The sequence below is a fragment of the Lentzea kristufekii genome (genome assembly GCF_033949925.1).
Taxonomy (GTDB): Bacteria; Actinomycetota; Actinomycetes; order Mycobacteriales; family Pseudonocardiaceae; genus Lentzea; species Lentzea kristufekii.
Map to the genome: position 1 here is coordinate 225,834 of NZ_JAXAVV010000001.1, position 12,588 is coordinate 238,421.

13 protein-coding genes and 2 riboswitches are annotated in these 12,588 nt (G+C 68.6%); of the genes, 4 read left to right on the forward strand and 9 right to left on the reverse strand.

Annotation, left to right across the window (positions count from 1 at the left end; genetic code table 11):
- The first annotated feature begins 1 nt into the window (after position 1).
- Genes SK571_RS01145 through SK571_RS01155 form a run of 3 tightly spaced genes read left to right on the forward strand, consistent with a single transcriptional unit; the run spans position 2 to position 2,443 of the window.
- The gene (locus SK571_RS01145; RefSeq protein WP_319982142.1) at positions 2-1,168 is read left to right on the forward strand and encodes a type III PLP-dependent enzyme; all 1,167 of its coding nucleotides are present in this window, start codon (positions 2-4) and stop codon (positions 1,166-1,168) included.
- 34 nt (positions 1,169-1,202) lie between these two features.
- A complete protein-coding gene (speD, locus tag SK571_RS01150) occupies positions 1,203-1,598 on the forward strand; it encodes an adenosylmethionine decarboxylase (RefSeq protein WP_030476957.1) in 396 nt (131 codons plus the stop codon).
- 29 nt (positions 1,599-1,627) lie between these two features.
- The gene (locus SK571_RS01155) at positions 1,628-2,443 is read left to right on the forward strand and encodes a spermidine synthase (RefSeq protein ID WP_319982535.1); all 816 of its coding nucleotides are present in this window, start codon (positions 1,628-1,630) and stop codon (positions 2,441-2,443) included.
- 66 nt (positions 2,444-2,509) lie between these two features.
- Here SK571_RS01155 and SK571_RS01160 read toward each other — a convergent pair whose 3' ends face one another.
- The 3 genes from SK571_RS01160 to SK571_RS01170 form a co-directional block, all read right to left on the reverse strand.
- Positions 2,510-4,561, reverse strand: coding sequence for a S9 family peptidase (locus SK571_RS01160; protein ID WP_319982143.1), 2,052 nt, complete (start codon positions 4,559-4,561; stop codon positions 2,510-2,512).
- A 310-nt stretch (positions 4,562-4,871) separates the two neighbouring features.
- A complete protein-coding gene (locus SK571_RS01165; protein ID WP_319982144.1) occupies positions 4,872-5,642 on the reverse strand; it encodes a DUF1295 domain-containing protein in 771 nt (256 codons plus the stop codon).
- Positions 5,639-6,865: a cyclopropane-fatty-acyl-phospholipid synthase family protein gene (locus SK571_RS01170; RefSeq protein ID WP_319982536.1), complete on the reverse strand. Its 1,227-nt coding sequence runs from the start codon at positions 6,863-6,865 to the stop codon at positions 5,639-5,641. The genes SK571_RS01165 and SK571_RS01170 overlap by 4 nt, the downstream gene beginning before the upstream one ends.
- A gap of 154 nt (positions 6,866-7,019) precedes the next feature.
- On the opposite strand from SK571_RS01170, the gene SK571_RS01175 reads away from it, so the two are divergent.
- On the forward strand, positions 7,020-7,697 hold the full coding sequence (locus SK571_RS01175) for a COG4315 family predicted lipoprotein (RefSeq protein ID WP_319982145.1): 678 nt from the start codon (positions 7,020-7,022) through the stop codon (positions 7,695-7,697).
- Between the two features lie 164 nt (positions 7,698-7,861).
- Here SK571_RS01175 and glyA read toward each other — a convergent pair whose 3' ends face one another.
- The 6 genes from glyA to SK571_RS01205 all read right to left on the reverse strand — a co-directional run bounded on the left by glyA (position 7,862) and on the right by SK571_RS01205 (position 12,266).
- Positions 7,862-9,127 (reverse strand): serine hydroxymethyltransferase, encoded by a 1,266-nt coding sequence (gene glyA / locus SK571_RS01180; RefSeq protein WP_319982146.1) that lies wholly within the window; start codon positions 9,125-9,127, stop codon positions 7,862-7,864.
- Positions 9,128-9,140: 13 nt separating this feature from the next.
- The gene (gene gcvT / locus SK571_RS01185; protein WP_319982147.1) at positions 9,141-10,235 is read right to left on the reverse strand and encodes a glycine cleavage system aminomethyltransferase GcvT; all 1,095 of its coding nucleotides are present in this window, start codon (positions 10,233-10,235) and stop codon (positions 9,141-9,143) included.
- A gap of 99 nt (positions 10,236-10,334) precedes the next feature.
- A riboswitch (glycine riboswitch) is annotated at positions 10,335-10,425 on the reverse strand.
- 1 nt (position 10,426) lies between these two features.
- Positions 10,427-10,517, reverse strand: a riboswitch (glycine riboswitch).
- Between the two features lie 45 nt (positions 10,518-10,562).
- The gene (locus tag SK571_RS01190) at positions 10,563-10,865 is read right to left on the reverse strand and encodes a DUF3817 domain-containing protein (protein WP_090067618.1); all 303 of its coding nucleotides are present in this window, start codon (positions 10,863-10,865) and stop codon (positions 10,563-10,565) included.
- 14 nt (positions 10,866-10,879) lie between these two features.
- The gene (locus tag SK571_RS01195; RefSeq protein ID WP_319982148.1) at positions 10,880-11,233 is read right to left on the reverse strand and encodes a hypothetical protein; all 354 of its coding nucleotides are present in this window, start codon (positions 11,231-11,233) and stop codon (positions 10,880-10,882) included.
- A 197-nt stretch (positions 11,234-11,430) separates the two neighbouring features.
- The gene (locus SK571_RS01200; protein WP_090012227.1) at positions 11,431-11,922 is read right to left on the reverse strand and encodes a transcriptional regulator; all 492 of its coding nucleotides are present in this window, start codon (positions 11,920-11,922) and stop codon (positions 11,431-11,433) included.
- Positions 11,923-12,086: 164 nt separating this feature from the next.
- Positions 12,087-12,266, reverse strand: coding sequence for a hypothetical protein (locus SK571_RS01205; RefSeq protein WP_030476968.1), 180 nt, complete (start codon positions 12,264-12,266; stop codon positions 12,087-12,089).
- Between the last annotated feature and the right edge of the window lie 322 nt (positions 12,267-12,588).

Below are 12,588 nucleotides of genomic sequence, written 5' to 3' on the forward strand. Positions count from 1 at the left end.
AATGACCGAGAGCTTCGCCGTTGATCGGCGCAACGAGGCAGAGGCTCGTATTCGGCGTTTCCTGGACCAGGAGAACCCGTCGACACCATGTCTGGTGATCGACCTCGAGACGATTCGCGCGCGCTACCAGGCGATTCGCGCGGCACTGCCGTCCATCGACATCTTCTACGCGGTGAAGTCGAACCCGGAGTCCGACGTGGTCGGCACGCTGGTCGCGGAGGGTTCGCACTTCGACGTGGCGTCGCCCGCGGAGATCGACCTGTGCCTGGCGCGCGGCGCCGAGCCGTCGTCGATCTCCTACAGCAACCCCATCAAGAAGGCCGCCGACATCGCGTACGCGTACTCGCGTGGCGTGCGGATGTTCGTGTCGGACAGCGAGCAGGACGTCCGTTTCGTCGCTTCCCACGCGCCCGGTTCGTCCGTGCTGGTGCGGATCCTCGTCCACAGCAAGGGTTCCACCTACCCGTTCGGCAACAAGTTCGGTTGCGATCCGGAGATGGCGACGGATCTCTTGCGGCTGGCGCACGAACTGGGACTCGTTCCTCTCGGCGTCGCGTTCCACGCGGGCTCGCAGCAGCTCTCCGTCGAGGGCTGGGACTCCGGCATCGCCGACGCGGCTCTGATCGCCGCGAAGCTGCGCGCGGAAGGCATCGAGACGTCGACGGTGAACCTCGGCGGCGGGCTTCCGGCCGTCTACCAGGAGGCCACGCCGTCCCTGGAGGCCTTCGCCACCGCCATCGAGGCTTCGGTCGCGCGGCACTTCGGCGCCGCACGCCCGAGGGTGATGATCGAGCCGGGCCGGGCGATCTCCGCCGAGGCGGGGATGATCCGCTCCTCCGTCGTGCTGGTCTCACGGAAGTCCTATTCGGACGAACGCCGCTGGGTGTACGTCGACATCGGCCGCTACCAGGGCCTCGCCGAGACCGAGGGCGAGGCGATCGCGTACCGGCTGCGGACCTCGCGCGACGGTGGTCCGGTGGGCCCCGTCGTGCTGGCGGGCCCGACGTGCGACGCGGACGACGTCATCTACCAGCACACCCGCTACGACCTGCCGCTCGACCTGCAGGCGGGCGACCACGTGGACATCCTGCACGCGGGCGCCTACACCTCCTCCTATTCGTCCGTGTGCTTCAACGGCTTCCCGCCGCTGGCCACGTACTGCATCTAAGCCCGTCTGCAATTCACATAGTTTGGAGTGATTGATGTCCGAAGCGCCCTGTCAGACCGAGGAGACCGTCGGTTTGTTCGCGGGACAGCACGTACTTGCAGAGCTTTCGGGCGTGAGTGCCGATCTGCTCGACGACGAGCAGTTCCTCAAGCACGCCCTCGGTGAGGTTCTCACGCAGGCCGACGCAACCGTTCTGGAGGTGATCTCCAAGAAGTTCGATCCTCAAGGAGTCACCGTGCTCGCCCTGCTGTCGGAGTCCCATGCGTCGATCCACACCTACCCCGAGGTGGGTTCGGTGTTCGTCGACGTCTTCACCTGCGGTACTCGTGCGAAACCCGCGCTGGCCGTCCAGCTACTCGCTGACGCTCTGGGCGCTGCTCACGTGAGCACGGACCTCGTCACTCGTGGCGTCAAGGAGCATGTCGCGTGAACACGATCAACGAGCCGCTCGCCGATGGCATGACCCGCCACTGGCAGGTGGACGAGGTGCTGGTCGACACCAAGACCGACTTCCAGCACCTGGTGATCGCCCGTACGGCGCAGGGCGTGTCGCTGTTCTGCGACAACGACCGGCAGTCGACGGAGTTCAGCCAGCTGACCTACCACGAGGCCCTGATGGTGCCGGCGCTGCTGCTGGCCGACACCGTCGAGCGCGTGCTGGTCATCGGCTCCTCCGAGGGCGTCGTGTGCCAGATGGCCGTCCAGCACGGTGCGACCGTCGTCGACCACATCGACATCGACGAGCAGGCCGTCAAGCTGTGCGCGGAGCACCTGCCGTACGGCTACACGCCCGAGGAGCTGGCCGAGGCGGAGAAGGGTTCCGGCCCCATCCGCGTGCAGTACATCGACGGGTTCGAGTACATCCGCACGACGTCGGAGAAGTACGACATCGTGCTGGTGGACCTGCCCGACGAGCGCGAGGAGGAGGCGCAGCACAACCGCCTGTACGGCGCGGACTTCCTGCGCATGTGCAAGGCCCTGCTGCGTCCCGGCGGCGTCGTCGTCAACCAGTCCGGTTGCCAGACGATGTGGCGCAACACCACGCTGATCCGCTCCTGGCAGCGGTTCAACGAGGTGTTCGAGACCGTCGCCTACTACGGCTCGGACGAGCACGAGTGGGCATACCTGTTCGGCCGCGCGGACGTCGTCGAGGACCCGACCGCGCTCATGGTCGAGCGGCTGAAGACGGCCGGGTACCAGCCGGAGTCGATCGACGACCTGGCGCTGCTGGGCAACAGCATCCCGCCCTACCGGGTGCGGCAGTCGCTGGCCTGATCGCAGGCTTGGAGAAAGGGGCGCTTCCCGTTGCGGGAAGCGCCCCTTTCGCTGTTCCGACCTGACTCAGACGAGTGACTGCTTGAGGAACTCGACCTGCAGCAGGAGAAGGTTCTCCGCCACCTGTTCCTGCGGCGTCATGTGCGTGACGCCCGAGAGCGGCAGCACGGTGTGCGGGCGGCCGGCGGCGAGCAGGGCGTTGGACAGCCGCAGGGTGTGGGCGGCCACCACGTTGTCGTCGGCCAGGCCGTGGATGATCATCAGCGGGCGGGAGAGCTTGTCCGCGTCGGCGATGAGGGAGTTCGAGTCGTAGACCTCGGGCCTGTCGTCCGGGTGGCCCAGGTAGCGCTCGGTGTAGTGGGTGTCGTAGAGGCGCCAGTCGGTCACCGGGGCGCCGGCGATGCCCGCGTGGAAGACGTCCGGGCGGCGCAGGACGGCCAGGGCGCTCAGGTAGCCGCCGTAGGACCAGCCCCGGATCGCCACTCGGGTGAGGTCGAGGTCCGGTTCGAGCGCGGCGGCCGCGTGGAGGGCGTCGACCTGGTCCTCCAGGGTGGCGCCGGCGAAGTCGAACGCGATCGCGCGCTCCCAGGCGAGGCCCCGGCCCGGCGTGCCGCGGCCGTCGGCGACGAGGACCGCGAAGCCCTGGTCCGCCAGCCACTGCGAGGCCAGGAAGGCGTTCTGGGCCGACACGACGCGCTGGGCGTGCGGGCCGCCGTACGGGTCCATCAGCACCGGGAGCTTGGTGCCCGGGACGTGATCGGTGGGCAGCAGGAGCGCGGCGCGGATGGAACGTTCGCCGAGGGTCAGCATCCGCGGGGACGCCTTGAGGACCGGCGTGTCCGCCCACGACTCGATGACGTGGTCACCGACCCGCACCCGCGCGCCGAACCAGTCCAAAGTGGCCGATACGAGGACAACCGTGTCACCGCCACGAATCGCGGAGTGCACACCATCCTCGGAGGACAGTCGCTCGATGCTGCCGCCGACCGAGTAGACGTGCACCTGCGTGGGGTCGTCGGCTTCGGAGGCGGCCACGAGAATTGAGTCGTCGGCGATGTCGAGCACCCGGCGCACCTGCAGGCCCGAGGTCAGGACCTCGTCGCCCACGCGGAGCGCGTACTCGTCACCCTCCCCCACGATCCGCACGAGACGGCCGTCCGGAGTCCACGCCGGAGCGCCGTCGCTGACCTCGAGCCACGTCGGATCGGTCTCGACCGCGAGCTCGGTGACGGCGCCGGTCTCGGGGGACAGCGTGTAGATCCGGCGGGTGCGCTGGTCGCGGGTCTGCGTCGTGATCAGCGGGGCGCCGCCGGACGACCAGTGCACGTCGTTGAGGTAGTCGAACTCCAGCAGCACCGGGACGAAGGTGGTGTCGAGCGACACCACGTGCAGCGACACCGTGGCGTTGGCCGTACCCGCCGCCGGGTAGGCGATCTCGGTGGCGGCGGTGCCGGGGTTCGCCGGGTCGGCGATGTACCAGCGTTGCACCGGAGCGTTGTTCACGCGCGCGGCGATGAGGCGGTTGCCGTTCGGCTCCCACCAGTAGCCGCGGTAGCGCGACATCTCCTCGGCCGCGATGAACTCGGCGAGACCGAACGTCACGTCCTCGCCGTCCGGCTCGGCGACGGCGTAGTCCTCACCGGAGCTCAGCTCGACCACGCGCAGGGTGCCGTTCGTGACGTACGCCACCCGCCGCCCGGTCGGGTCGACGCGCGGGTCGACCACGCCACCCCGGGTCGGCAGCTCACGAGCGGTACCGCTCACCAGGTCGGCCACGAACAGGCGGCCGGACAGCGCGAACGAGGCCACCGAGGCGTCGCGGGAGAGTGCGTAACCGACGATGCCCGCACCGGACTCACGCGTGCGCTCACGGCGCGCCTTCTCCTCCGCCGGCAGGTCCTCCGGATCGGACAGCAGCGTCGCCGGATCGACGAGCAGCCGTTCGACGCCGGTGGTCGTGTTCAGCTCCCAGAGCCCGTTCGCACGGCTTGTGGCCGTGGCCGGGCGCAGGAAGAAGACACGTGCGCCGTCCGCCGACACCGCGAAGGTCCTCGGTGCGCCGACGGTGAACCGCTGGGTGCGCGCCTGTTGGCGCGGGAAGGAGATGTCGTTGCCCACGCTCCAACATTAACCCGCGCACGCGTGCCGCACGGGCGCTGTGACGTGCACTGCCTGGCGCGATACAGACCGGCAGGGGGTTGTCGGCGGCAAGGCTGGGCGTGCGCTGCGGCCTCCTGCTCGCGCCACGGTGGTGAGGTCGCGGACGGGTGGTCCGAGACGCGGGGCGTGGGCAGGCGCGGCGTACCAGCGGCACGGCGCACACGAGTCGCGTGCGCCGCGAGCCGGCAGCGGGCGGCGAACCTGACGCCGACCGCGCTGAACGGAATGCCAAGTTCGGCACGGAAGGACGCCGCGCCCGGATTGCCGCCTAGCTCACCTTGCTCTTCGGAGGCAGCGGGAAGAAGCCACTGGTGCGCCGCACGTACTCGGCGTAGCCGGGACGACGCGACACGATGTCCTTCTCCAGCAACGGCTTTCCACTGCCCTTCGCGAGCAGCCACGTCATGACCACCGGACCGATGATCGTGAGCGCGGCGAGCCACGAGTGCAACGCGAACAGGTACAGGCCCCACCACACGACGGAGTCACCGAAGTAGTTCGGATGCCTTGTGTAGCGCCACAATCCGCGGTCCATCACGGCGCCCTTGTTCGCCGGGTCCGCCCGGAACCGGGAGAGCTGCCAGTCACCCACGGCCTCGAAGACGAAGCCGACCATCCACACGCCAGTGCCCAGCCAATCTAGCACTCCGAACGGGGCCGAAAGGTGCTGCGCGGCCTGGACCGGCAGCGACACGATCCACATCAGCACGGCCTGCAGCAGGTAGACGCGGTACATCCGCAGGCGCGGATTTCCCTTGGCACGCCTCAAAATGTCCTGGTAGCGCGGATCTTCGTCCTTGCCCCTGTTGCGCGAGTGGATGTGCACGCCCAGGCGTACGCCCCACATCACGGTGAGAGCGGTGACCACCCACTGCCGAGTTGGTTCGCCTTCCGCGAACAGCAACGTGAGCACCGCGATCACGGCGAAGCCAGGGCCCCACACCGAGTCGATCAGGTCGTAGCGCTTGCGGGAGTCCGCGTACAGGAACAGGCCGCTGAGCAGTGCCAGCACCACGACGAAGCTGATCAGGAAGCTCATCGGGCCACCAGCTCACGACGCACGCGTGGCATGCCGCTGCGGCCGCTCTCGCTCCTGCGCACCGCCAGGATCTGGTCGACGCCCATCCGGCCCTCCTCGAACGTCAGCGCGCCGCCCGCGAGGTACAGCCGCCACACGCGCGCCTGGCCCTCGCCGACCAGGGCGACGACCTCGTCCCAGCGCTCTTCGAGAGTCTCCGCCCACGCCCGTACGGTCCACACGTAGTGCTCGCGCAACGCATGCACGTCACGGATCTCCAGACCGGCGTCTTCGAGAAAACCAGTCGTGGCACTGACCGGCCGCATGTGCATGTCCGGCGCGACGTACGACTCGATGAACGCCCCACCGCCCGGCGCGTTGCGTCCGCGCGACATCTGCTGCAGCAGCAGGCGGCCCTCCGGCTTGAGCAGCCGGTGCAGCGTCGAGGCGTACTCGGGGTAGTTGCTCTCGCCGACGTGCTCGCCCATCTCGATCGTGGAGATCGCGTCGAACGGCTCGTCGCGCACCTCGCGGTAGTCCTGCAGCCGCACCTCGACCCGGCCGGTCAGTCCTTCGGCCTCGATCCGCCCGAGGACGTGCGCGCGCTGTTGGGCGGAGATCGTCACCCCGGTCGCCCGCACGCCGTAGTGCTTCGCGGCGTGGATGATCATCGAACCCCACCCGCAGCCGACGTCGAGCAGGCGCATGCCCGGCTCCAGGCCGAGCTTGCGGCACACGAGGTCCAGCTTGTTGTGCTGCGCCTGCGCGAGCGGCTCGTCCTCGGACGTGAAGTACGCGCACGAGTAGGCCATGCTCGGATCGAGCACGAGCCGGTAGAAGTCGTTGCTCAGGTCGTAGTGGTGCGAAATGGCGTCGCGGTCACGGCTCTTCGTGTGCAGCGCCCCTCGCAGCCGGGCTTCCTCCTTCGGCGCGTCCGGGTTGGGTCCCAGCACCTTCAACCGCCACGCGAGCTTCGCGACCTCCGAGAGCCGCGGCCGCCGGGTGACACCCCGCCGCACGAGACCCCAGATCTGCGAGAGACCGGTGGCGAGATCACCCTCGACGTCGAGCTCCCCGCTCACGTACGCGCGGGCGAGCCCCAGTTCGTTCGGACTCCAGACGAGCCGCCGCAACGCGTCACGCGAGCGGATCACGAGCACCGTGCCGTCCTGCGGCCCGGCCACACTTCCGTCCCAAGCCCGAAATCCGATCGGCAACGGTGCACCCAGCACTCGTTCGGCCATTCCTGCCAGCTGACCTGCGACGACCACCCTGCACCTCCTGCGTGACCTGGCTCCGCCAGACGTTCGAGACGGGACGAGGTTCGGTTCGTTTCTGAACCGAGACGCAACCCGGGCCGTATGGCCTGGATAGAGCGAACGGATGGACGAGGAGGACATGAGTGTGATCCGACGTAACCGCATTGCCATCGGGCTCGCCGCGGGACTGGCAGTTGTGCTGGGTCTGGGTGTCTGGAGCGCCACTGGCAGTGGCACGAACTCCAAGCCGGTGGCACAAACCGAAACCGACCTGGGCGTCCTCGGTGACTACGGCGACGTGGGTCAGCCCCCGGTACTCCAGGAACCCGCGCAGGCACCCGAAGCCCCCGTACAGCAGCAGGCCCCGGAAACCCCGGCCGCGCAGCCTCCCGCCGCGCAGCCCCCGGCCGCCGCTCCGGTGAGTTCCTTGAAGCTGGTCGGCAAGCCCGTCGACAAGATGGGCCTCGTGGTCCAGGACGGCGACGGCCGCACGATGTACCGCTTCGACAAGGACACCCCGAAGCCGGAAGGCAAGTCCAACTGCAACAACCAGTGTGCAGTGACGTGGCCTCCGCTCCTCGCGGACACGATCCCGCAGGTCGAGGGCATCGACTCGAAGCTGGTCTCGCTGATCACGCGCGCTGACGGCAAGAAGCAGGTCGCGATCGACGGCTGGGCGCTGTACGCCTACTCCCAGGACCCGAAGCCGGGTGCCTGGAAGGGTCAGGGCGTCGGCGGTACCTGGTTCGTGATCCAGCCTGACGGCAAGCGCAACGTGGAATGCCTGCCCCCTGGCGTCACGGCACCCGCCGCCTAACCCCACAGCATCCCATTAGGACGGTCCACCTGAAACACACATCACCCTGACATGGTGAAACCCCGGCCCTGGGGAAGGGGCCGGGGTTCCCGTCGTTTCGCTCTCGGATCACAAACGCGAGGGGCGCCACCGGATCTTCCGGTGGCGCCCCTCGTGGTTCAGCGTCAGAGCGTGGAGTACAGCGGGTGCTTCGCCGCCAGCACCTCGACGCGCGCACGCAGCTCGTCGATCGCCGCGCCCGGCTTCAGGGCCTCCGCGATCACGTCGGCGACCTCGGTGAAGTCCACCTCGCCGAACCCGCGGGTCGCGAGCGCCGGCGTACCGATCCGCAGGCCGGACGTCACCATCGGCGGGCGCGGGTCGTTCGGCACGGCGTTGCGGTTGACCGTGATGCCGATCTGGTGCAGCACGTCCTCGGCCTGCTTGCCGTCCAGCTCGGAGTTGACCAGGTCGACGAGGACCAGGTGCACGTCCGTGCCCCCGGTCAGCACCTTCACGCCGGCCGCCGCGACGTCCGCCTGCGACAGGCGCTCGGCCAGGATCCGCGCGCCCTCGAGCGTGCGGCGCTGGCGGTCCGCGAACTCCGGCGAGGCGGCGTGCTTGAACGCCACCGCCTTGGCCGCGATCACGTGCTCCAGCGGGCCGCCCTGCTGGCCGGGGAACACCGCCGAGTTGATCTTCTTGGCGATGTCGGCGTCGTTCGACAGGATCACGCCGCCACGGGGACCGCCGAGGGTCTTGTGGGTCGTGGTCGTCGTGACGTGCGCGTGCGGCACGGGCGACGGGTGCAGGTCGGCGGCCACGAGGCCGGCGAAGTGCGCCATGTCGACCATCAGGTACGCCTCGACCGAGTCCGCGATGCGGCGGAACTCGGCGAAGTCCAGCTGGCGCGGGTAGGCGGACCAGCCGGCGACGATCAGCTTCGGCCGGTGCTCCTGCGCCAGGCGCTCGACCTCGGCCATGTCGACGCGGCCGTCGGAGTCCGCGACGTGGTACGGCACGACGTTGTAGAGCTTGCCGGAGAAGTTGATGCGCATGCCGTGCGTCAGGTGGCCGCCGTGCGCGAGGTCCAGGCCCAGGATCGTGTCGCCGGGCTGGAGCAGAGCGAACATCGCGGCCGCGTTGGCCTGCGCACCCGAGTGCGGCTGGACGTTCGCGAAACCGGCGCCGAAGAGCGACTTGATGCGCTCGATGGCGAGACGCTCGACGACGTCCACGTGCTCGCAGCCGCCGTAGTAGCGGCGGCCGGGGTAGCCCTCCGCGTACTTGTTGGTGAGGACGGAGCCCTGGGCCTGCAGCACCGAGACGGGCGTGAAGTTCTCCGAGGCGATCATCTCGAGCGTGCCCTGCTGGCGTGCCAGCTCGGCCGCAACGGCCTCGGCCACCTCGGGGTCGTACTCCGCGAGGGAGGCGTTGAACTGGTCGGACATCTGGAGGATCTCCCTACTTGGCGCGCTTGTAGAACGGAAGTGCGACGACCTCGACCGGCTGCTTCTTGCCGCGGACGTCCACCAGCAGTGAGGTGCCGGGCTCGGCACTGGCCTTCGACACGTAGGCCATGGCGACGGAGTAGCCGAGGGTCGGGGACAGCGCGCCCGACGTCACCTCGCCCACGACCTCGTCGCCGTCGAGCACCGCGTAGCCGTGGCGCGGGGCGCGGCGCTCGGGCGTCTTCAGTCCGACGAGGACCGAGTCCACCCCGGACTCGGCGACCTTGGTCAGCGCCTCGCGGCCCACGAAGTCGCCGGGCTTGTCGAGCTTCACCACGCGGCCCAGGTTCGCGTTGTAGGGCGTCAGCGACGTCGTGAGTTCGTTGCCGTACAAGGGCATCCCGGCTTCGAGACGCAACGTGTCGCGGCAGCCGAGACCGCACGGCTTGAGCTCGTGCGCCTCGCCCGCGGCCAGCAACGCCGCCCAGACCGCGGGCGCGTCGGCGGGCGCGACGAAGAGCTCGAAGCCCTCCTCACCGGTGTACCCGGTGCGGGCGAGCAGCGCGTCGACACCGGCCACGGTGGACGGGTACGAGGCGTAGTACTTGACCGTCGACAGGTCGGTCTCGGTCAGGCCGGAGAGGATCTCGACCGACTTCGGGCCCTGGATCGCGATCAGCGCGTAGTCGGTCGAGGCGTCCGTGACGACGGTGTCGAACCCGGCGGCACGCTCGACCAGGGCCTCGGCGACGACCAGAGCGTTCGAGGCGTTCGCGACGACCATGAACTCCTGGTCGCCCAGGCGGTACACGATCAGGTCGTCGATCACGCCGCCGTCGGCCTGGGTGATCATCGTGTAGCGCGCCTTGCCGACGGCCAGTGCCGAGATGTGGCCGACCAGCGCGTAGTCGAGGGCCTCACCGGCCTGCGGTCCGGTCAGGACGATCTCACCCATGTGCGTGAGGTCGAACAGGCCCGCGGTCGTGCGCACCGCGTGGTGCTCCGCGAGCTCGGACGAGTAGCGCAGCGGCATCCGCCAGCCCGCGAAGTCGGTGAACATCGCGCCGAGCTGCTCGTGCTCGGCGTTCAGAGGCGTGAGGCGGGACATCAGAACGCTCCTCCAGGGTGCGCCGAAGAGCCGGACGCGGCCGGCTGAGGCATCAGAAGAATGACACGGTCCATCGGAGACTCCTCACTAGAGCGAGCCTCCCCCTCTGTCATGAGCCTGAGAGCTTCGCCGCGCGGAGCGCGACTTGCACCGTGGGCGAGGCTGCTGATGAGCCTGCTTTCCAGAGTTGCCTTCGTCGTGCGGTATCTGTGCCTGAGAGATTCCGGGGAGGGATTGCTCCTTCGGCGCCCCTTCGAAAGGGGTCTCTTCCGCGCGACATCGACGGCCGTGTTCAGTTGTCAGCCCCAGACGCTAGCAGGCCAAACGTCACAGCGGGACGCCCTGCGCAGTCTTCTCGACCACCTTGCGCTCCGCCCAGAAGGACAGGAACGGGATCGTGCCGGCGACCAGCACCAGCGCGGTGCCCTTGATCGACCAGCGCAGCTTCAGCGCCAGGTCGACCGAAATCACCAGGTAGATGGCGTAGAGGAAGCCGTGGATCGGGCCGACGACCTTCATCGCGCCGTCCATGTCCGCGGCGTACTTGAGCACCATGGCCACGACCAGGAGCAACAGGAAGACTCCGACCACGTAAGCCATGACCCTGAACCGGGTCAACGCACCCTTCATCTGCCCGCCTTCGCTCAACGACCGTCCCGCGCGTTGAGGTCCGCGAGCATGCGGTTGTAGGCCGCGAGCTCCGCGTCTTCTTCGTCGTCGAAGTGCTCGACAGGCGCGGGTTTGACGGCGTCAACGGTAGCCACCGGGCGGGGAGCGGGCGCAACCGGCTCCGGTGCGAGATCCGCGTCACGGTTCTGGCGCGACAAACGGCGGAAACGCCACACCATGAAGAGGGGGAAGAGGCCGAAGAGCGGCCACTGGAGCACGTAACCGAGGTTCTGGAACGTGCCGCTGGCGGACTCGAAGCGCTGCCACTGCCACCACGCGAGCCCGCAACAGGCGACCAGCGCCGCCAGACAGGCGAACGCGATCAGCACACGCTGGGGAGTAAGGAGGCCGCGCACGACTTCCACACTACTTGGGTGAGGCCTCCTCACGGAGGCCACCCTGTGGGGGTCCGGGGGCTCGCCCCCGGCTGGGGCGTGGGGGCTTGGCCCCCATAGAACACGCGAAACGATTTCCGTGAGCGCGTTCCGCGAACATAGGGGCCCCAATCGTGGAGCCCCGTTCCCCACTACGCCACGCCGTCCCGGCGCTGCCTCTGCAGACGTGCGACGCACCAGGCTGCGGCAGAACCGCGGCGAAGGTGCTGGAGAACCGTCATCGGTCCCAGGCGCCGACCGAGGTCGGCAGGAGACAGGCCCGCCGCGCGGTAGTCGAGCGCGCGCTGGTCCAACGGGCTGATGCCCGCGTCCCACCACTGCTCGGCCTCGGCGACGTCGCCCACCAGCTGCCAGTAGCTCGCCGCGGCGGCGAGCAGTGCCTCGGGTGCCTCCGGCGCCCGCTTGCGCATCGCGGCCACGTAGGCCGGATCCGCCGAGTCGACCTTGACCAAGCCACGCGACCCGCTCCTGCCTCCCCGCTGCACGGGGATGCCTGGCGCCGAGGGGGGAGCCTCCGCGAGCCATGCGTTCTTGATCCGGTTCACCTCCTGCATCTCTGCGTCATCAGACCGTTCAGCCGCCCACTGCTGCAACAGCTCGTGGACCCCGGAGTCCTCGACCATATGTGCCTCCTCGTCGGTCGGGGATCGGCCATTGCAGCGGAAGGTATTCGGTAGGTCTGACAATCGCCAGACCCTGAATCCCCAGAACACCCGTTACCAGTGCGTGATTGGCCTCATTCCACCCATCCGGCTCAACGCGGACGGCCGAGGATCACCGACCGTCACTAGCTGAGCGGGGTGGCCGTGCCGAAGAGGCTCCTGATGAAGGTGATGATCGACTCCGCGCCCTGACGCAGCCAGCCGAGCACCTGCTGCACCGCCGAGGCGGACTGCTCGGGCTGGGTGATCAGGAGGAACAGCACCAGCGCGACGCCCGCCAGCACTAGCACCTTCTTGAGGTTCACAGGTACCTCTCCGTCCGTGTGGTTCACAGGTCGGGCGGCGGACCGCCCGTGTCACCCGTCATGGTCCCTCATTCACCCTTGCGATGAACAACGACCACGCCAAACTCCCCCGAGGTTCTGCCAGCGGCGCACGCCTGCACAGCGGCCAACGTCACCCGAATGGCGGCTAAAGACGGGCGCCAGCAGCGCCGATGTCCTGGGCACGAGGTGAACACGCAGCCCCTCGCATCCCACAGCTTGGAAGAGAGACTGTTGCACCGGCCCTCACCCGGATGCCGAACGTCCCCCATCACGCACCGTCACGCCCTCGTGGCGTTATTAA